General features: G+C 71.4%; 17 protein-coding genes. 13 read left to right on the top strand and 4 right to left on the bottom strand.

Features of this window, described 5'->3' with window-relative positions; genetic code table 11:
• Positions 1-64: 64 nt before the first annotated feature.
• Positions 65-1,048 (bottom strand): hydroxyacid dehydrogenase, encoded by a 984-nt coding sequence (locus tag ACIHFD_RS17210; protein WP_397367703.1) that lies wholly within the window; start codon positions 1,046-1,048, stop codon positions 65-67.
• 37 nt (positions 1,049-1,085) lie between these two features.
• Complete coding sequence (locus tag ACIHFD_RS17205) at positions 1,086-2,123, bottom strand: LacI family DNA-binding transcriptional regulator (protein ID WP_397367702.1); 1,038 nt, start codon at positions 2,121-2,123, stop codon at positions 1,086-1,088.
• 197 nt (positions 2,124-2,320) lie between these two features.
• Between ACIHFD_RS17205 and ACIHFD_RS17200 the strand changes: the two genes are divergently transcribed.
• The 6 genes from ACIHFD_RS17200 (at position 2,321) to ACIHFD_RS17175 (ending at position 11,220) form a co-directional block, all read left to right on the top strand.
• Positions 2,321-3,295, top strand: coding sequence for an ABC transporter permease (locus ACIHFD_RS17200; RefSeq protein ID WP_397367701.1), 975 nt, complete (start codon positions 2,321-2,323; stop codon positions 3,293-3,295).
• A complete protein-coding gene (locus ACIHFD_RS17195; protein ID WP_397367700.1) occupies positions 3,292-4,176 on the top strand; it encodes a carbohydrate ABC transporter permease in 885 nt (294 codons plus the stop codon). The genes ACIHFD_RS17200 and ACIHFD_RS17195 overlap by 4 nt, the downstream gene beginning before the upstream one ends.
• An 83-nt stretch (positions 4,177-4,259) precedes the next feature.
• Positions 4,260-5,900, top strand: a complete 1,641-nt coding sequence (locus ACIHFD_RS17190) for an extracellular solute-binding protein (RefSeq protein WP_397367699.1) — start codon at positions 4,260-4,262, stop codon at positions 5,898-5,900.
• Between the two features lie 59 nt (positions 5,901-5,959).
• Positions 5,960-9,394 carry a DNRLRE domain-containing protein gene (locus tag ACIHFD_RS17185; protein WP_397367698.1) on the top strand — a complete coding sequence of 1,145 codons (3,435 nt, stop codon included), beginning with the start codon at positions 5,960-5,962 and terminating at the stop codon, positions 9,392-9,394.
• Between the two features lie 56 nt (positions 9,395-9,450).
• Positions 9,451-10,845, top strand: coding sequence for a GH1 family beta-glucosidase (locus ACIHFD_RS17180; protein WP_397367697.1), 1,395 nt, complete (start codon positions 9,451-9,453; stop codon positions 10,843-10,845).
• Between the two features lie 27 nt (positions 10,846-10,872).
• Complete coding sequence (locus tag ACIHFD_RS17175) at positions 10,873-11,220, top strand: DUF2809 domain-containing protein (protein WP_397367696.1); 348 nt, start codon at positions 10,873-10,875, stop codon at positions 11,218-11,220.
• Between the two features lie 6 nt (positions 11,221-11,226).
• Here the strand turns inward: ACIHFD_RS17175 and ACIHFD_RS17170 are convergent, their stop codons facing one another.
• On the bottom strand, positions 11,227-12,009 hold the full coding sequence (locus ACIHFD_RS17170) for an alpha/beta fold hydrolase (protein ID WP_397367695.1): 783 nt from the start codon (positions 12,007-12,009) through the stop codon (positions 11,227-11,229).
• A 12-nt stretch (positions 12,010-12,021) separates the two neighbouring features.
• On the bottom strand, positions 12,022-12,585 hold the full coding sequence (locus ACIHFD_RS17165) for a permease (RefSeq protein ID WP_397367694.1): 564 nt from the start codon (positions 12,583-12,585) through the stop codon (positions 12,022-12,024).
• A gap of 164 nt (positions 12,586-12,749) precedes the next feature.
• On the opposite strand from ACIHFD_RS17165, the gene ACIHFD_RS17160 reads away from it, so the two are divergent.
• The 7 genes from ACIHFD_RS17160 to ACIHFD_RS17130 all read left to right on the top strand — a co-directional run bounded on the left by ACIHFD_RS17160 (position 12,750) and on the right by ACIHFD_RS17130 (position 20,302).
• On the top strand, positions 12,750-15,485 hold the full coding sequence (locus tag ACIHFD_RS17160) for an AAA family ATPase (protein WP_397367693.1): 2,736 nt from the start codon (positions 12,750-12,752) through the stop codon (positions 15,483-15,485).
• Positions 15,486-15,553: 68 nt separating this feature from the next.
• On the top strand, positions 15,554-16,138 hold the full coding sequence (locus ACIHFD_RS17155; protein ID WP_397367692.1) for an RNA polymerase sigma factor: 585 nt from the start codon (positions 15,554-15,556) through the stop codon (positions 16,136-16,138).
• A complete protein-coding gene (locus ACIHFD_RS17150; protein ID WP_397367691.1) occupies positions 16,138-17,193 on the top strand; it encodes a CU044_5270 family protein in 1,056 nt (351 codons plus the stop codon). Before ACIHFD_RS17155 ends, ACIHFD_RS17150 begins: the two co-directional genes overlap by 1 nt.
• Positions 17,194-17,269: 76 nt before the next feature.
• Positions 17,270-17,452, top strand: coding sequence for a hypothetical protein (locus ACIHFD_RS17145; RefSeq protein WP_397367690.1), 183 nt, complete (start codon positions 17,270-17,272; stop codon positions 17,450-17,452).
• A gap of 105 nt (positions 17,453-17,557) precedes the next feature.
• The gene (locus ACIHFD_RS17140; RefSeq protein ID WP_397367689.1) at positions 17,558-18,148 is read left to right on the top strand and encodes a hypothetical protein; all 591 of its coding nucleotides are present in this window, start codon (positions 17,558-17,560) and stop codon (positions 18,146-18,148) included.
• A gap of 70 nt (positions 18,149-18,218) precedes the next feature.
• Complete coding sequence (locus tag ACIHFD_RS17135) at positions 18,219-19,028, top strand: S8 family serine peptidase (RefSeq protein WP_397367688.1); 810 nt, start codon at positions 18,219-18,221, stop codon at positions 19,026-19,028.
• A gap of 83 nt (positions 19,029-19,111) precedes the next feature.
• A complete protein-coding gene (locus ACIHFD_RS17130) occupies positions 19,112-20,302 on the top strand; it encodes a cytochrome P450 (protein WP_397367686.1) in 1,191 nt (396 codons plus the stop codon).
• Positions 20,303-20,542: the final 240 nt, after the last annotated feature.

Below are 20,542 nucleotides of genomic sequence, written 5' to 3'. Positions count from 1 at the left end.
GCCGCGGGAAGAGAGCCCGGTTCCGGTGCGGCCACGCCATCCGGACACCGCCTTACCGGGGTTCCTAGGCGATGCGGGCGAGGTCGCGCATATGGATCGGGTACGCCGGAGGCAGTCCCTTCGCGTACCGCTCGAGTTCGTCGAGGGCGGCCTCGGCGAGGCGATGGACCTCCGTGCCCATGGCTCCGGCGATGTGCGGCGTGAGCTGCACGTTGGGCAGCCCGAACAGCGGTGAGTCGACCGGCAGCGGTTCGGGGTCGGTGACGTCGAGGATCGCGCTGAGCCGCCCGCTCACGCATTCGGCGGTGAGCGCGTCGGTGTCGATCAGGCTGCCTCGGGCGGTGTTGATGACCGTGGCGTGGTCGGGAAGCAGAGCGAGGCGGTCGGCGTCCAGCAGGTTGCGGGTCTCGGGCAGTGACGGCGCGTGCAGGGTCACGATGTCGCTGCGGCGCAGCAGGTCGGGCAGGGGCACGAGGGTCGTGCCGAGGTCCTCGGCGTCCGCCTCGGTGGCGTAGGGGTCGCTCACGAGCACGGTGCGGTCGAAGGCCTGCAGCAGGCGTGCCACCCGCCGGCCGGTGTGCGACAGGCCGACGATGCCGACGACGCCGCCGTAGTTCGACCCGGCGGTCACCCGTTCCCGCCACGCGGAGTCGGCGCCCCGCCGCCGGTACGCCTCGGCGAAGGCGCTCACGCGTTTGCCGCTGTGCAGGATCGCGGCGAGGGTGTACTCCGCGACGGGTACCGCGTTGGCGTTGGCCGCGGAGGTGACGAGGATCCCGCGTTCCCAGCAGGAGGCGTCGGTCAGATGCGTCTTCACGGTGCCGGCCGCGTGCAGCACGGCGCGCAGCCGGGGAGCGGCATCGAGGACCTCGCCGGTCAGGAGCGGACACCCCCAACCTGTGATCATGACTTCGATGTCGCGGAGTCGGGCGCGGCTTGACGGTGAGCCGAGCTCGGTCAGCGCCACGGGGCGGTCGAGCCGGGCGAGGGCGCGTAGTCGCCCGAATCGTGCGTCGTCGAAAAGCTGGCGGATGGTGGGTTCGGACATGACCAGTGCTGTCACGGGCCGGCGGGTCATCATGCTCCTATTCGGTGGTGGTTGCGATCGCGACGCTGTCCCGTACGACGACGTGAGTGCCGAGCACGACCCGCTGGTCGACGGTGTCCGGCGCCATCGCCATCGTGGCGGCGAGCCGGCCCAGCTCCCGGGCGGGAATGTGCACGGTGGTCAGTCCGAGATCGGCGGCGAAGGTGGCGTCGTCGAACCCCACGACCGAGATGTCCTCGGGCGTGCGCAGCCCTGCCTCCCGCAGGGCTTGCAGGACGCCGCTCGCGACGTGGTCGGTGTGGGCGAACACGGCGGTGAAGTCCGGCGGCCCGGCCCGCAGAATGTCGCGCATGCGGGCGTAGCCGGTCTCGCGGCTCCACGCGGGGCCCGCCTCCAGCCGGGGGTCGAGGTCGCCGCCGAGGTCGGCCAGGGCACGGCGGTATCCGTCCCGCCGCCGCACCGTGGTGCTGTGGTCCTGCTGGCCGCTCAGGAGCAGGATGCGGCGGTGGCCGCGCGACAGCAGGTGACTGGTCGCGGCGTACGCACCGCCCTCGTTGTCGTACTCGACCACGCCGGCGGGTACGTCCGGGCCGAGCGGAGGGCGGGCGCACAGCACCAGACGTGAGCCGGTCTGCGCGAGGGAGCCGGCGAAGGCGCTGGTCTCGCGCACGTATTCCGGGCTTTCGGTGACGGCGCCGATGAGGACGATGGCCTGCGCGTGCTGGGCGCTCATCTGCCGCAGCACCTGCAGCTCGCGATCGGGGTCGCCGCCGGTGGTGCCGATCAGGCAGAACCGGCCGGCGTCGGCGAGGGTGTTGGCGATGCTCTGGACCAGGCTCATGAGAAAGCCGTCGTCGAGCATCCGGACCACGATGGCGATCGTGCCGGTCTCCTGGTGGATCAGTGCGCGGGCGTGCGGATTGGCGACGTAGGCGAGGTCGCGGACCGCGCGCATGACCTTGTCGCGGGTTTCCGGCGCCGGCGGATAACTGCCGTTGAGGATGCGTGACACGGTAGACACCGAGACGCCCGCCCGGGCCGCCACGTCGCGGATGCTCGCCCGCCTGTTCTCCATGCCGTTCTCTACCTCCGTGCGCGGTTCCACGCTTTGTTAAAAGGGTTTACTCCAGAGCCTAGCCCGTGCCCTCGCGGCCGGTCCAGGGGAGAGACTCTATCTGCCTGTTTGCGAAGTGTGGGTCTTGACGTACGAGTGAAACCCTTTTAACGTGCCGAGGACCAAGCGCCATTACGTAGCTGTTTCCAGGAGGCAACGTGGCCGTCACCCTCGCTGACCGGCGGACGGACGATCCGCCCACCAGCGCGGCCGAGTCCGCGCGCCGGCGCGGCGGCCGGCGGCAGCGGCTGCGCCGCAGCCGCTTATTGCTGCTCATGATGGCACCGGGAGTGCTGTACTTCCTGGTGTTCCACTACGTCGCCCTGCTGGGCAACGTCATCGTCTTCCAGGACTACCTGCCGTTCGCGGGCATCGCGAACAGCCCCTGGGTAGGCCTGGACAACTTCCGGGCACTGTTCGCCGACCCCGACTTCTGGCAGGCGGCGGTCAACACCATCAGCCTCGCCACGCTGCAACTGATCTTCTATTTCCCGGTGCCGGTGGCCCTGGCGCTGCTGCTGCACAGCCTGACCCGGGGGTGGGTGCGCAAGGCGGTCCAGAGCATCGTCTACCTGCCCCATTTCATCTCATGGGTGATCGTCGTCGCGCTGTTCCAGCAACTGCTCGGCGCGGCGGGCGTGCTCAACGGGCTGTTCGCCGACAACGGCTACCACCTGGTCAACGTCTTCAGCGAGCCGTCGTTGTTCAAGCCGCTGATGATCGCCGAGCTGATCTGGAAGGACTGCGGCTGGGGCACGATCATCGTGCTGGCCGCCCTGCACAACGTCGACGATCAACTATACGAGGCATCCGCGATCGACGGCGCGGGGTGGGGCCGGCGGCTGTGGCACGTGACCCTGCCGTCCCTGCGACCCGTCCTCGTCCTGCTGCTGATCCTGCGGCTGGGCGACATCCTGAGCGTCGGCTTCGACCAGGTCCTGCTGCAGCGCGACGGGTTCTCCCCCGGGGTCGCGGAGGTCCTGGACACCTACACCTACTACCACGGGGTGATCAACGGCAGCTGGGGACCGGCCGCCCTGGCCGGCATCTTCAAGGGCCTCGTCGGCCTGGTCCTGATCGTCGTGGCCAACAAGGTCGCGCACCGGCTTGGCGAGGAAGGAGTCTACCGATGACACGTCCGGTCTGGATGGAGCCGCCCCGGCCGAGCACCAAGGCGGCGAAGGCCGTCGCGGTGATGATCACGGTGGCGCTGGTGATCATCCCGTTCTGGGTGGTCGTCGCCACCAGCCTGTCGCCTGACCTGCAGGTCATCCGCAACGGCGGCTGGTCGATCTGGCCCGAGCAGGTGACGCTGGACGCGTACCGGCGGCTGTTCGGTTCCGGGGTGATCTCGCACGCGGTGCTCGTCTCCGCCGTGGTCACGATCGTGGGCACCGCGGTGAGCCTCACCGCCACCGTGCTGATGGCGTACGCGCTGGCCCGGCCGAACGTCTTCGGCGGCAAGCCGATCATGCTGGGCGTCCTGCTCACCTTCCTGTTCCCGCCGGCGATCATCCCCAGCTTCCTGGTTGTCAGCAACCTGGACCTGCGCAACCACTACGCGGCGCTGATCGCCCCGGTGCTGATCAGCTCCTTCAACCTGGTCATCATGCGGGGCTACTTCCAGGGCCTGCCCGCGCAACTGTCGGAGAGCGCCCGCATCGACGGCGCCGGCGACGGCCGCGTGCTGTGGCACGTCGTCCTTCCGCTGTCCAAGGCGATCATCGCGGTGGTCGGCTTCTACTACGCGGTCGGCTACTGGAACAGCTTCTTCAACGCCATGCTCTACCTCGACGACCAGTCCACCTGGCCGCTGCAGCCCATGCTGCGGCAGATCGTCATGCTCGGGGCCAACCCCGACACGTCGATCGCGGCCGGAGCCGGGGCCGGCGTTGCCCCACAGACCACGACCATGGCCACCGTCGTGGTCGCGGTGCTGCCGATTCTCGCGGTCTATCCGCTCGTGCAGCGCTTCTTCACCAAAGGCGTGCTCACCGGCGCGATCAAGGGCTGACCTCGCCTGACGGCCCACCCCCCTGCACACCTTCCGCGCCCAGCGCGGACCGCACAACCCACCCGGAAGGGAAAGCGCTTGCCATGGACATCACCCGGAGATCGCTGCTCAGACTGACCGGCGGCGTCGCGCTCGCCTCCGCCGTACCCGGCCTCGCCGCCTGCGGCGACGGCTCGGCCACATCGGTGGGCAACGCGGGCAAGGGTCTCGCCCCGCTCCCCACCTACACCCCGATCAACCTGGTGAAGCCGGACCTGCCTGGCACCGCCCAAGGCGTCCAGGACGCCTTCCTGACCTATCCGCAGAAACTGGCCCAGACCGTCGACGGCAAGCCGGGCAACGGCTCGATCGTCACCTGCATGGTCATCACCTACGGCACCGCGCCGTCCCCGGCCGCGAGCAACAAGCTGTGGACCGCGATCAACGAGGCGCTCGGGGTGGACCTGCGCCTCACCCTCGTCCCGGCGGCCGATCTCAACGCCAAGTACGCCACCATGATGGCCGGCGGCGACCTGCCTGACATCATCGCCACCATCGACCTGGCGATGTCCAACGCGCTGCAGTTCACCCAGGCCAAGTGTGCCGATCTGACCGAGTACATCTCCGGTGACGCGATCAAGGAGTACCCGAACCTGGCCAACCTGCCGACGATCTCATGGCAGAACGTCGGTCGAATCGGCGGCCGCCTGTACGGCGTCCCGGTGCCCCGGCCCCAGCTCGCCGGCGTGATGTTCGGCAACAGGGAGAAGCTCGAGACCGCCGGCATCAAGATGGGGCTCGGCGTGTCCACGGCCCAGTTCGCCGAGGGCTTGGCCAAGCTCGCCACCGCCAGGCAGTTCCCGCTGGGCGGCAACAACTTCAGCGAGAACATCCACCTCGGCGCGGCCGGTGTCCCCAGCAACTGGGTGCTCGCCGACGGCGCGTTCACCAGCCGTTACGAGAACCCGGTCTACCCGGAGGTGCTGCAGCGGCTGCGCGACTGGTACGCCAAGGGCTACTTCTACCCGGACCTGCTGAGCACCCAGGCCACCCAGGCGAACACGTTCTTCATGAACGGCACGACGCTGACCCTGGGCGGCGGCATCGGCGGCTACCCGGGAATGGTCTCCGGGGTCGGCGACGCCTTCACGGTCGACTTCGTCCGCCCGTACGGCGACAACCCGACTCCGTGGCTGGGCAACGGGGTGTTCTCCAACAGCGGCCGCGGCGGCTTCACCGCCCTGAAGAAGGCGTCGCCGGAGCGCATCAAGATGCTGCTGCGAGTGCTGAACTTCCTGGCCGCGCCGTTCGGCAGCAAGGAGTACGAGCTGATCAACTACGGTGTGGCCGGGGTGCACTTCACCACCGGTGCCGCCGGCGACCCGTTGCCCACCGCGCTGGCCACCACCGGCGGCGAGAACAAGACGAACCTGCCCCTGCAGTACATCGCGGCCGCTCCGTACGTGCTCTACCTGCCCGGCAACGCCGACGCCACGCGCCGCAGCTACCAGGCCCAGCAGGAGATCGTCCCCATCGGCGTCGGCGACCCGTCCTACGGCCTGGTCTCACCGACCCAGGCCGCGAAAGGCACGAAGCTCAACCAGCAGATCACCGACGTGACCAACGCGATCATCACGGGCAAGCGCCCGGTGTCGGACTGGAGCGGGACCGTCTCGCAGTGGAAGTCCCAGGGTGGCGACGCGATCGCCAAGGAACTCGCCGAGCAGCACGCGGCCAACCACTGACCCACCGCAGACGCATGGGGACAACTCCATCGAAGAGAAAAGGCTGTGCCATGCCGTCCTTGAGCACAACCGCCGCCCGGCTCCGCGCGGGCGCCGCCGCCCTCGTCCTGACCCTCGCCACGTTGACGACCCTGGCGGCGGTGGACACGCCCGCGCACGCCGATCCCGTCCAGCCTCCGGCCAGCGTCGTCGCGCTGCTGGCGCCGGAGCACCCGCGGCTCCTGGCGACCGCGCAGACGTTCTCCGCCGCCGCCCGGCGCATCGGCACCGACACCCGGCTCAAGGCCTGGTATGCCCAGGTCAAGGCCGGTGCGGACGGCGTCCTCGCCACCTCGCCGCCGACCGCCCTGTCGACCTCCGTCATCGACGAGGCGAAACGCCGCGTCTACGCCCTCGCCCTCGTCTACCGGATCACCGGCGAGACCCGGTACGCCGAACGCGCGGCGCGCGAACTCGTCGCCCTCTCCTCCGCCCCGGCCTGGGACCAGCAGCAGTTCCTGGAGGTCGGAGAGCTGTCCAACAGCGTCGCGATCGGCTACGACTGGCTCTACGACTACCTGTCGGCGAGTGACAAGGCCACGATCCGCTCCGCCATCGTCACCAAGGCCCTGCGGCCGGCCCTCGTCCGCTACGGGTACGCCACCAGCTTCTACACCCAGAACCACAACTGGAACCTCGTCTGCAACGCGGTCGCGCTCGGGGCGCTGGCCATCGGCGACGACCCGGGCCTGACCGCCGACGAGCGCGGCGTCGTCGACCAGGTGCTCAAAGCGAGCATCACGTCGATCCAGAACGGGATCAGCGGCTACGGCCCGGACGGCGCCAGCGGCGAGAGCCCGCAGTACTGGCAGTACGCCACCGAGTACCTCGTCCTCTACCTCGCCGCCATGAAGACCGCGACCGGCACCGACTTCGGCCTGTCCGACCTGCCCGGCCTCGCCGGCACCGGCGACTACGGCATCCACGTGACCGGCGCGACCGGCCTGACCTTCAACTACGGCGACGGCGGAACCGACCTGCTCGGCGCGGTCACCCCGACCTGGCAGGCGCCGTTCATGATGTGGCTCGCCACCCGCTACGGCAAGCCGTACTACATGGCCTGGCAGGCGCGGCTCGCCGACCGCTCGGCCAGCCCGATGGACATCCTCTGGTACGACCCGGCCGACGGCGGCGGCGCCGGCCATCCGGCGGCTACCGACGCCTTCTTCGACGGCGTCGAGATCGCCACCGCCCGCAGCGCCCGGGACGACCCCTACGCCGTCTCCGTCGCCACCAAGGGCATGCGCGCCGGGTACGACCAGATCGCCGCCCACGAGAACCTCGACGCCGGAGACTTCGTCCTCGACGCCGCGGGCGTGCGCTGGTTCGACGACCTCGGCCTCGACAGCTACAGCCTCCCGGGGTACTTCGACTGGACCAAGGACACCGGCGGCCGATGGGACTACTACGTGACCCGTCCCGAGGGCCAGAACACGATGCGGCTCGGCACCGGGCCCACCCCCTCCACCGCGCTGACCGTCGGCGCTCCGATCACCACCGTCAGCTCGACGCCCCAGAAGTGGTACGAGATCACCGACCTCACCGGCCTCTACGGCGGCCGGGTGCAACGCGCCCAGCGCGGCCTGCAGCTGTTCGACGACCGGCGGCAGGTGCTGCTCCAGGACGAGGTGAAGACGAGCGAACCGATCGGCTACTGGTCGTTCCTGCACACCCGCGCCGACGTCGTGATGGCCGCCGACGGACGGTCGGCCACCCTCTACCGAAGCGGGCAGCGGCTCTGGGTCCAACTGCTCACCACCGATGGGCGGCTGCTCATCGGGGACTCCCGGCCCTTGCCGGACAGCCCCGACCCCACCGGCCAGAGCCGCCAGCCCGGCTCACGAACCCTCGCGATCCAGCTGACCGCGGCCGGGACCACCACGGTGGCGATGCGGATGGTTCCCCTCGCCGCGGGGCAGAAGCCGCCCACCGACACCCCGGCGGTAACCTCGCTGGCCTCCTGGACGCCGGGCGCGACCGGCCCGACGGCCCTGACCGACATCATGATCGGCGCCGACCACCTGGCCGGATTCGATCCGCGGCGCTACCGCTACGACATCACCCTGCCCGCGAACACCGCCACCCCGCCGAAGGTCGTCCCCCTGGCGCCGAGCGGCACCTACGCGACCGTCACCCGGGCGACCGCGATCCCGGGCACGGCCACCGTGGCGACCTTCCGGCTCGACGCCAACCGCCAGAAGGTTTACGGCCCTGCCTACCAGGTGCACTTCCGGCAGGCGGGAAAGACCGCCACCGCACTGCCCGTCGCGTCGGTCACCGCCAGCGCGAACGAGGGCAGCCCCGCGGCCGACGCCGTCGACGGCAACATGGGCAGCCGCTGGGCCGCGGCGGGCGACGGGCAGACGCTCACGCTCGACCTCGGCGCCAAGCGCACCGTCGGCGCCGTCGCCGTCGCGTTCTTCAACGGGCACGCGCGAACGTCCACCTTCGACGTCCTCACCTCCACCGACGGCACCACTTGGAACGCGGCGCTCACGAGAGCCGTCTCCGCCGGCACGTCCGACGACGCCGAAGCCTTCTCCTTCACGGCGCGGCCGGCCCGCCACGTCCGGCTGGTCGGCCACGGAAACTCCGTCAGCAGCTACAACAGCGTCACGGAGATCCGGGTCTACGCCGGAAAGTCCGACGCCCAGGCGGACGCGGCACCCCGGCCGGTCGTTCTCGGGACCGTGACCGCGTCCCCGGCCGGCCCGCCGGCCCTGTCGATCGGCGACACCCTGCGGCTGAGCTTGACCGGCAAGCAGACCGACGGCAGCCCGGCCGATCTGTCCACGGCGACCATCACCTGGACCAGCAGCCATCCGGCCGTGGCCACGGTGGACGGCTCCGGCCTGGTCACCGCCGCCGGTGGTGGCAGCGCGAAAGTCGGCGCGCTGGTCATTCGCGCACCCGTGATGAAGGTCGTCCGTGTGCCGGTGTCGGTGGTCGACCCGTCGCACATCGAACCCGTTGCCGACGGGTTCGTCCGCGACGGCACCTACGCGGCCACCACCTTCGGCACGGGCTCCGTCCTCGAAGTACGCAACAATCCCAGCCTCGGCAGCGGGTTCGACCGGGTCGCGTACCTGACCTTCCCGCTGACCGCGGCGCACGGCACGGTCGTCTCGGCCACCCTGCACGTCTACGGCTCGACCAGCGACGCCGCGGGCGCGACCGACGCCGTCCACGCGGTCACCGACGCGAGCTGGAGCGAAGCCACGCTGACCTGGAACACCCGGCCGCCGCTTGGCGCCGGTCTCGGCACGTTCACGCTCGACACCACCGCGTCCTGGCACGCCGTGGACGTGACCGCGTTCGTCCAGGCCCAGCTCGCCGCCGGGCAGGACGCCAGCCTCGCGATCACGTCCACCGCCACGGCGTACGGGCCGTTCACCTCCTTCTCCAGCAAGGAAGCGACCGGCAACCACCCCTACCTGGAACTGACGCTGTCCTGACCCGCGCGACGGCGCCGGTCACCCGGCCGGCGCCGTCCTCACCCGAGAGGCCCTCCGTGCCCGCACTTCCCTTCCCCCAAGGCTTCCTCTGGGGTGCCGCGACGGCGGCGTACCAGGTCGAAGGCGCCGTCGCCGAGGACGGCCGCACCCCCTCGATCTGGGACACCTTCAGCCACACCCCGGGACGCGTGCTCGACGGGGACACCGGCGACGTCGCTTGCGACCACTACCACCGGTACGCCGGCGACGCCGCCCTCATGGCCCGGCTGGGCCTGAGCGCGTACCGGTTCTCCGTCTCCTGGCCCCGGGTGCAGCCCGGCGGCCGGGGCCGGGCCAACCAGCGCGGGCTCGACTTCTACCGGCGGCTCACCGACGAACTGCTGGACCGGGGGATCGAGCCGTGGGTCACGCTCTACCACTGGGACCTGCCGCAGGAACTCGAGGACGCCGGAGGGCGGCCCGCCCGGGACACCGCCGCTCGCTTCGCCGAATACACCGCACTCGTCCACGGAGCGTTGGGCGACCGCGTCCGCCACTGGATCACGCTCAACGAACCGTGGTGCGCCGCTTTCCTCGGCTATGCCGACGGCCGGCACGCGCCCGGCCGCAGCGACGGCGCCGCCGCGCTGGCCGCAGCTCATCACCTGCTGCTCGGTCACGGTCTGGCCACCCGGGCGATCCGGGCCGCCGACTCGGCCGCCGTCATCGGCACCACGCTCAACGTGCAGTCGCTCATCGCGTACTCGGACAGCCCGGCCGACCGTGAGGCGCTGCGCCGCGTCGACGGCATCGGCAACCGGATCTTCCTCGATCCGCTGCTGCGAGCCGGATACCCGGCCGACGTCGCCGACGACGTCGCCCACCTGACCGACTTGTCCTTCATCCACCCGGGCGACCTGGCGACCATCGCCGCGCCGATCGACTTCCTCGGCCTCAACTACTACAACCCTCTCGTGGTCGCGGCGTCCACCGACGGTCAGCCCAGCGCCGGCGCGGCCTGGCCGGGTTGTGAGGACGTCGGCTTCATCCGCCGCGGCTTCCCCGTCACCCACATGGGCTGGGAGGTCGACCCGGCCGGACTCACCGCGCTGCTGCGCCGCGTCACCGAGGATTACGGACCGATTCCGCTCTACGTCACCGAGAACGGCGCGGCCTACTCCGACACGGTCGACGCCGATGGCGGAGTGCGCGACCAGGACCGTATCGACTACTACGCGCAGCACCTGCACGCCTGCCTGGAGGCGATCCGCGCCGGCGTGCCGCTCCAGGGCTACTTCGCGTGGTCCCTCATGGACAACTTCGAATGGGGGTGGGGATACTCCCGTCGCTTCGGCCTCATCCACGTCGACTACACCACCCAGCACCGCACGATCAAGAACAGCGGCCACTGGTACGCCGAAGTGATCCGCCGCAACGCACTGCCGCAAGCGACCGCACCCATGTCGCAGTGAGTCACCATACGTCGATAACGTGATCCGATGCCCCGCCTAGTCGCCCTCTGCGCAGCCGTCCTGACCGTCGCGGCCGGATTGGGGGTGCGCGCGTTCTTCGACGGCCCGGTGTCGAAGAACGCGGGCGACGCCCTCTACACCGTGCTGATCTACACGCTCGTGGTGCTGGTCCTCCCCCGGGTGCGCCCCTGGGTGGCGGCGGTGCCGGCGGTGGGGGCGAGCTGGGCGATCGAGTTCGCCCAGCTCGGGGAGATCCCGGCCGTGCTGCGGCCGCTGCTGGGCAGCACGTTCAACCCGCCCGACCTCTTCTGGTACGCGGTGGGCGCGGTGTCGGCCTGGGCCGCGCACACGCTCTGGCTGCGGAGGGCGGGATGAGCACCGTCAGAACGCGTTCTTCAGGAAGGGCAGCAGCGCCTCGGCCGTACGCTCGGGATACTCCGACATCGGGTAGTGGCCCGCGCCGTCGATCACGACGGCCTGCCCGCGCAGCAGCGACGCCTGGGTCCGCGCCTCCGCTGCCGGGTCGGGGAAGTCGGGGTCCTTGGCGCCCATGAGGACCAGGGCCGGGCAGCGTACCTGGGCGATGGCCCGCTCGGCGTCCGGTTCGCGGTCGAGGAGCATGGCGCGCATCGCCTCGCGCCGTTTCGGGTCGCGCAGCATGGCCACCAGTTCGGCGCGGTGTCCGGCCAGGTCGGCGGGCCTGGCCGTACGGTGCGCCATGGCGTAGTAGAGGCTCCACAGCCGCGGGGAGGCGGCGATCAGCCGGACCAGCGCGCGGACGGCGACGTTGAGGGGGACGGCTCTGATGAAGCCGTCGATCGCGACGATCCCAGCCACCCGCTCGGGCGCCTCCGCGGCGGCGCGGACGACGCCGCCCGCCGCGTAGGAGTTGCCGAGCACGACGGCGCCGGGCGCGTCCAGCTCCTCCAGCAGGGCCACGATGTCGCCGCCCACCGCGGACTGGGAGTAGTCGTCCCAGCCCGCCGAGGACTCCCCGTGGCCGCGCAGGTCCGCCGTCACCACCCGGTACCCCGCCTCCACCAGCGGCGGGCGCAGGAACCGGTAGGCCTCGCGGGTGTCCCCCAGACCGGGTACGCACACGACGAGCGGCCCTTCGCCGACACTGTCGTAGGCCAGGCGACCACCCGGAACGTCAACGAACATGCCGCCACCTTCCTAACTGACGATGTCCACGATCAGCCCCAGCGCGAGCAGCAGGGCCATCACACCGCCGGAGACCCTCGCCCGCCAGGTGACCGTGGCGCGCTCCCGTACCGAGCGGAAGTACAGGACCGCGCCGACCACCACGAGAACCCCCTCGACGACGCCCGTGAGCCAGGGGATCTGCCACAGTCCGAAGCCGAGCAGCGGCAGGTCACCGGCGTTGCCGGGCAGCAACGGCAGGTCGGCCCGGTGGACGAGCAGGTCGAGCAGCCAGTGGCTGAACGTCACCGCGCCCAGCACCCACCCGGCCGTGCGGCCCCACCGCCAGGCTCCGAAGCCGCCGTACAGCGCCGACAGCAGCAACGCGCCCAGCAGTGAGTGGGTGTACTGCGCGTCGATCAGCGCCTCACCGTAGGTGCCCGGGGCGACGGCCTGGAAGGACTCGATCCCGCCCGCCAGGAAAAGGATCACGAAGATGACGTCGAGGAACTGCGTGGCGAGCATGAGCGACCACAGCGGGACGCGGGGCTGGCCGGCTTTGACGGCGGCGGCCAGACCGAAGTGTCCGACGAACATTCAGCGTCCCTCCTTGGAGACCGGCTCGGGGGTGCGGGTGGCCCAGCGGTCGAGCCACCCGCACAGCGCGACGAACAGCAGCAAGAACAGTAAGAAATCCATGTCTCTCCTTACGTGGCGTGTACGACGTTAGGGAGAGAGGGCGTCTGCCTGGTATCGGACGATTGTCTGGTGTCGGGGGGCGCTACATTCTGATGGTGCTGTGGGGACGGGAGAGGGAGCAGGCGCAGATCGACGCTCTGATCGCGCAGGCCAGGGAAGGCCGGAGCGGGAGCCTGATCCTGCGGGGCGAGCCCGGGATCGGCAAGTCCGCCCTCCTCGACCACGCCGCCCGGTCGGCGGAGGGCATGCGTCCGCTGCGCGGCACCGGCATCGAGACCGAGGCCGAGCTGCCCTTCGCGGCGCTCCACCTGCTGCTCCACCCGGCGCTCGACCGGATCGGCAGGCTTCCGGCGCCGCAGGCCAGGGCGCTGGAAGGCGCGTTCGGTCTCGCCACCGCGCCGGAGGACCGCTTCCTCATCGGCCTGGCCGCCCTGTCGCTGCTCACCGAACTGGCCGAGGACGGCCCGCTGCTCTGCCTGGTCGACGACGCGCAGTGGATGGACCGGTCGTCGGCCGAGGCGCTGCTGTTCGCGGCCCGGCGGCTGCACTCGGAGGGCATCGCCCTGCTGTTCGCGGCCAGGGACGCCTTCCACGCGCCCGGGGTGCCCGAATTGCGGCTCGAGGGCCTCGACCGGCAGGCCGCCGACGATCTGCTGCGCGAGCACACGCCCGGTCTGGGTCCGAACGTACGGGAGAGGATCCTCGCCGAGAGCGGCGGCAACCCGCTCGCCCTGATCGAGCTGCCCCGGATGCCCGATTCGCCGCACCACGCGCCGGAGCCGCTGCCGCTGCCGCGCCGGATCCAGGAGGCGTACGAGGCGCGGATCACCGTCCTGCCGCCGGACAGCCAGACGATGCTGATGGTCGCCGCCCTTGACGACGCCGGGGATCTCGACGTAGTCGTGCGCGCGGCCGGGAGGCTGGGGGTCGACGCCGCCGCTCTGGGGCCGGCCGAGCGCGCCGGTTTCCTGTCCATCTCCGGCGGGCGGCTGTCCTTCGGCCACCCGCTGATGCGTACGGCGGCGGCGCGGCGGGCGGCCTACGACGAGCGCCTGGCCGTGCACCGCGCCCTCGCCGGCGTGCTCGACGACGAGCAGGACGCCGACCGCCGCGCCTGGCACCTGGCCGCCGCCGTGACCGGCCGCGACGAGCCGATCGCCGCCGCGCTCGAACAGGCGGCCGGCCGCGCCCGCGAACGCGCGGGCCACGCCGCGGCCGCCGCGGCCCTGGAGCGCGCGGCCCGGCTCACCCCCGGCCTGGCCGAACGTGCCCGGCGGCTGGCCCTGTCGGCCGAGGCCGCCGCGGACGCCGGCGCCCTGGAGCACGCGCAGGTCCTGGCCGATCAGGCCCGGCGGCTGGGCGACGACCCGCTGACCCTCGCCCGGCTGGCGGGGCTGCGCGGCCGGATCGCGTTCGACCGCGGCGCGGTGCAGGAAGCCCACCGGATCCTTGTCGACGGCGCCGCCGCCATCGCCGGCCTCGACCGCAGGGGCGCGGCGCTCCTCCTGCTCGACGCGGTGCGCAACGCGTGGTACCTGAGCGATCCGGCGGCCGTCGCCGAGTCCTCGGCGGGGCTGGCCGGCCTGCCGCTGACGCCGGAGGACGGGCTCGACGGGTTCGTCCGGGCGGCCCACGCGATGGCCGATTTCCTGGCCGGCGACCTGGACCGGGCGCTGCCGCCGTTCCGCGAGCTCATCGGCCTGGCCGCGGCGATCCCCTCCGGCATGACGGCCCTGCGGATCAGCATCTGCTCGCTGGCCGGGATCTCGGGCGACTTCGACAACGGGCTCGCCATCGCCCACGCGGCGATCGAGGAGTGCCGGGCCGACGGCATGATCGGGCTGCTGCCGCTCGCCCAGGCGGTGCTGGCGATCCACCAGATGTACCTCGGGCGCTTCCGCGACGCCGTCACGACCGCGACCGAGGGACGCCGGCTCGCCACCGACATCGGCCAGACGCACCGCATCGCGCACTTCGAGAGCGTCATGGCCATGGTGGCCGCCGTCCAGGGCCGGGAGCAGGACTGCCGCGAGCTCGCCGAGCGCACGATCGCGCACGTCAGCGCCCATCCGGTGGCGACGATCGTGGGCTGGGCCGAGTGGGCGCTCGGCCTGCTGGACCTCGGTCAGGGCCGCTTCGAGGCCGCGCTGGAGCGCTTCGACGCCGCCGCCCGGGGGCCGCTCCGGCACCAGATCATGCCCATCTACTTCGCTCCCGACCAGATCGAGGCCGCCGTACGGCTGGGCCTGCCCGCCCGCGCCGCGCAACCGCTGGCGCGCTTCGAGTCCTGGGCCGCCGCCGCCCGCCATCCGTGGGCGGATGCCGTGCTGCACCGCTGCCGGGCCCTGCTCGCCACCGACGACGCGGCGGCGGAGCGGCATTGGGAGCAGGCCGTACGATCGCACGCCGACGCGAACCGGCCGTACGAACGGGCCCGCACCGACCTGCTCTACGGCGAGTGGCTGCGCCGCGCCCGCCGCAAGAACGAGTCCAGGACCCGCCTGCGCTCGGCGCTGGAGACCTTCGAACGCGTCGGCGCCACGCCGTGGGCCGAACGGGCGCGCGCCGAGCTGCGCGCGGCGGGCGAGACCGTCGCCCAGGGCGCCCCCGACCTGGCCGCCTCACTCTCCCCCCAGGAACTCCAGGTGGTACGCCTGGCCGCCACGGGTGTCACCAACCGGGAGATCGCCGCCCAGCTGTTCCTCAGCCCCAAGACCGTCAGCCACCACCTCTACCGCGCCTTCCCCAAGCTCGGCGTCACCACCCGCACCGAACTCGCCCGCCTCGACCTGGGCTGAAACACGGCCGTGAAGAAAAACGGCTGAGCGGCGAACTCCGGGGTGACAGTTCCCTCCGAAAGGACGCCATGGCTGCACCACCTGACGCCAGTGACGTGATGGAAGACGTCACCGTGGTCGAGCGGTCGATGGACAACCCTGACCTTTTCGCCCTCCTCTACGACCGCTATTTCCATAAGCTCTACCAATATCTGGCCGCCCGGCTCGGCAGCGAACATGTCGAGGACATGGTCGCGGACGCGTTCCTGATCGCGTTCAACGGCAGAGGCGGTTTCGACTCCGACCGAGGCACCGTGCGGTCGTGGTTATACGGCATCGCGACGAATGTCGTGGCCCGGCACCGTCGCAGAGAAGGCCGCCGCCTGAACGCCCTCAGCAAGGTTCCGGCCGAGGACTCCGCCGACGGGCACGAGGACCGGGTGACCTCACAGCTCGCGGCGGAGGCCAGCAGGCCGGAGCTCGTGCGCGGGCTGAAAGGGCTCGCGAAGGGCGATCGCGACGCGGTGTTCCTGCTCGTGTTCGGCGGGCTCGGCTACGAGGAGATCGCCACGGCGCTGGACATACCGGTCGGGACCGTCGGGTCCCGGATCAACAGGGCGAGGAAGAAGCTGCGTACCGCCCTGGGCGACGTCAACCCGATGAAGGAGTGGTGATGGACGAGCTCAAGCTGATCGAGGCCGTGTTCACGGAGCCGGACCCCACGCCGCGGGCCGCCGCGGCGGGGCGGGACCGCTTCCTCCGGCAGGCCCGGCAGGCGCAGGCGTCCCAGCTCGGCCGTTTGCGCCGCACGTGGGCCACCGCGCTGCCAGCCCGGCGCGTGATCCTGGTCGGCGCGATGGCGGTGACGCTCACCGCCGGCATCCTCGTCACCGAGGTGGGCCTGGGCGGCTCCGCACCCCACACCCCCGGAAACCTGCTCGCCGCGCCTCCGGCCGACGCCAAGGCGCTGCTCACCCTGGCCGCGCGGGCCGCCGCCGACCAGGGTGACACGGTGCCGTCCCGCGGCCAGTACGTCCACACCAAGACGCTCGCCCAGCAAAGCCTGTACACCAAGGACAAGGCGGGCGCGACGCAGTACACCAAGGTGCTGGTCAACGAGGAGCGCTGGGAGGCCGCCGACGTGGGCAAGCCCTGGCTGAGCCGCAAGCAGGCCCTGTCGGCCACGGGACCGGCGCCCCGGAAGTTCTGGGACCGCGGCGTCGAGGACATCCTCTCCGAGTCGTCGGGCTGCCCCGGCCAGCTGGCCTACGCCCGGCTTGGCGCCTGGCCGACGGACCCCGCCCAGGTGCGCGGGAAGATCGTGGCCGACACGGGCGAGGAGCCGCTGCGCATCTGGTCCTCTCTCCAGGGCCTGATCCGCGAGTCCGTGGTACGGCCCAGCCTGGGCGCCGCGCTCTACCAGGTGGCCGCCGGGCTGGACGGCATCGTGCTCATCCGCGACGCCGTGGACGTCTCCGGCCGCCCCGGGCTGGCCGTCGCCATGGACGAGGGCGACGGCCGCCGGTCCGAGCTGATCTTCGACCGGCAGACCTATCGCTACCTGGGCGAGCGCACGGTGGTCACCGAGGCCAAGAAGGTGAAGCTGCCCGAGGGCGAGTACTTCGAGAAGAAGGGCTCGGTGAACGGCGTCGCCGTGCTCGCCGCCGACCTCGTCCCGGGGCTGCCCGAGGTGTCGCCGAAGGCGTCTCGCATGAAGATCCCCTGCTGAGACTTTCCCCCTGATCCGGCCTTTTCGGCCGGGAGTTCTGTTTCGCATGCCCACATTTGGATGAAGGAGAACACCCATGTTCATCGCCAAGGCCGTCGCGGCCACCCTGCTCGCCGGTTCGTTCGGCGCTCTCGCCGCACCGCCCGGGGACGACGCCGCGTACGACAAGCAGCGGCAGATGGAGGACAAGCGCGTCGCCTGCATGACCGAGCAGGGCCTCGCCTACGTGGCCGCGCTCGCGCCCGAGCGCCGGTGGTAGCCCGGGGAGCGGGAACGGCTCGCGGGCGATCTCAAGGCGCTGCGCACGTACCGGGCCAGGTACGGCTTCGGCGTCTGGTCTCCGAACGTCTATCCGAAGGACGAGGTGGTCAACCCCACCTCGCCGGACAACCCGAACAACAAGACCCTGATGTCCCTCTCGGCCGCCGACCTGAAGAAGTGGCGCGCCGCCGACGACGTCTGCTTCTCCCAGGCGGTCAAGGAGGTGCTGGGCAAGACCGTCACCTCCCAGGAGGACTACTACGACCAGCTCGAAGCGGCGGTGCAGAAGTCGCTGAGCGTCCTCGACCAGGACAAGGAGCTCGTGCGGCTGGGCAAGCAGTTCGCCACGTGCCTGGGGGTCGGCGAGACCAGGCCGACCGCGCTGGACGGCCTGAGCCACACGAAGATCGTGCGGCAGGCCTCGGAGGTCGCCAGGAAGGCCTGGAAGGGCGAACTGCCCAAGGCCCCGAAGGGCAAGACCGTCATCTACCGGCCGAACCTGAAGCCGGCGGAGGCCAAGCCGTACCTGGACAAGGAGATCAAGGCGGCGCTGAAGGACCTGGAGTGCGGGAAGGCCTTCTACCCCGCCTACTCGCCCAAGGCCGTGGAGATCACGTCGCGGGTCTACCAGGAGTTCGGCAGGGAGGGCGCGGCCCAGGCGATCGCGTCCCGGATCTACCGCAAGATCATCTGACCGGACGGTGAGGGCGGGCCGCTCGTAGCACCCCGAGCGGCCCGCCCCCACGCTGCGGAAAGGCGTGCGTATGATCAAGGTTCTGCTCTCGCTGGCGCTCTTTGGCGTGCCCACGATCCCCGGCGCTCCTCCCCCGGCCGCGGGAACGGTGACGCTGCTGACCGGGGACAGGGTCGTGGTGAGCGCCTCAGGCCATCGCGTCGAGCCCGCACAGGGCAGGCGTGTGCGCTTCACGATCCGCGACCAGGACACTCCCGGCCTCGACCCGCTCGAACTGGCCGTGAACACGCTGTCGGCCACCAAGGGCACGCTCTTCGTGATCGCCGCGGGCAACGACGGCGGTCCCGGCACCGTGAACTCGCCGGGCAGCGCGGACGTGGCGCTCACCGTGGGGGCGGTGGACCGCGACGACCGGACGGCCGAATTCTCCAGCCGGGGCCCGCGCTCGTTCGACCACGCGGTCAAGCCGGACATCTCCGCGCCCGGAACCGACATCGTGGCCGCCAACCTCGGCGGGGGCCACATCGCGCACAACGGGACCTCGATGGCAGCGCCGCACGTCGCGGGGGCCGCCGCCATCATCGCCCAGCAACATCCCGACTGGAACGGCGAGCGGATCAAGGCGGCGCTGGTCGAATCGGCCAAAGCCGGCACCGGATGGACCGCGCTGGTGACCAACCCGCGCGCGGGCTCCGGGCGGCGGCGCGCCTTTGAAATGCCATTTCACGCTCTCGGATATGTAGTGCGACTTCCTTTTGACATCGAAGTAGACCAGTTCATGCACGGCGCATACGGTCAGCAATGCCATTACGACGCAACGCATTCATTGCCGAGATTCCACCAATTCTGTAAATTCAGTGGCGATACTCCTCGGTGTTGACTTATTAACCGGCACTATTCCTGATTTGGTGTCGACCACGTACCGGCGGGCGTGCGCGTACACCCGAAATGGGGCAGGTGGGAATGACGACGGTCGGAGGACCGGATCGGGCCGCTCCCGGCGCGACGCGGCCGTGGCCGGGCGGGGCGGCGCGGTGGTACCGGCGGGACCCGCTGGGGTTCGTCGAGCACGCGGCCCGCGAGCGGGGCCCGGTGTTCCGGCTGCCCGACGACGGTTCGCTGTGCGTGGCCGACCCGGCGGAGGCCCTGCGGGTGCTGCAGGACGAGGAGGGCCACTACGACGACGTGTCCGACTTCTTCCACGTCCGCGGCGGCCGGCTGGAGCCGCGGGAGACGCAGGTCGCGATCGGGCGGGCGGCCCGCGCGACGTTACGCGCCCATCTGGCCGCGCATCGCGAGCGGCTGTCCGCCGTGGTCGCCGAACTCGGGGAGGTCAGCGAGTGGCCCTCGGCCGGGCGCTCCGCCGCGTACCGGTTCCTGGCCGAGGCGCTGCTGCGGCCGGACAGTCCGCCGCCCTTGCGGGAGCTGATGGCGCAGGTGGTGCGGAACGATGTCCTGATCCGCCCCAGCGGCCGGCTGGCGAGCGCGATGCGGCGGGCGCTGTGGGTGCGCGTGGTGCGGGCACTCGCCGTCGAGGTGCTCGCGCGGCGGGCCGGTCCGCGGCGCGACCTGCCCGGCGACCTGCTGGACGCCATACTCGAGGCCGCCCCGCCCGATACGCCGGCCGCCCAGCTCGCCCAGGTGTACCTGCTGCTGTTCCGAACCTCGGTGGCGCCCGTGAGCCACGTGGTCGCCTGGGCGTTGCTGGCGGCCGCGACCGACGGCGTCGACCTGGCGACCGTGCCCGCGGACTCGGCCGTACGGGAGTCGCTGCGGCTGTGGCCGGTGGCCTGGCTGATGGGCCGCCCCGTACTCCGCGCCCACCAGGTCGGCGGCGTACAACTGGAACCGGGGGAAAGCGTGTCGGTCTGCGCCTACCTCCTGCACCGCGACGAACGGCACTGGCCGCAGGCCACCCGCTATCGGCCCGGCAGATGGGACGGCCCCGGTCCCCGTGGGCCCTACCTGCCCTTCGGCGGGGGCCCGTTCACCTGCGCCGGCGCCGTCGTCGCCCGCAACCTGGCCTCCGACCTGCTGGCCGCCGTGACCGACGGCGCCCGCCTCGAGGTACGCGGCGGTCACGGGCAGCCCCACGTCGCGGGCATCATCACCCCTCCCCCGTTCCAGCTGCGCCGGATCCCGCATCAGACCTGACCACCCTCGGTCGCCAGGAAGGAGGTGAGCTCCGTGAGGAAGTTGCTGCGCCGGGTCACCGGCCGCCGGGTCAACCGGCAGGCATGGTTCATCTGGTAGTCCATCTCCATCGGCCGTGGGGGGGGGGGGGGGGGGCGGGCGCGCGCGGGGCCGCGGGGGGGCCCCCCCCCCCGGGCGGCGGGCGCGCCCCGGCGCCGCCGGCCCGGCTCGCGCCGGCCGCAGGGGCTCGCGGAGGCGGCG

The sequence above is a fragment of the Nonomuraea sp. NPDC051941 genome, assembly GCF_044593615.1.
The sequence above is the reverse complement of the archived record's forward strand: the minus strand, read 5'-3'. Positions and strand labels throughout refer to the sequence as shown.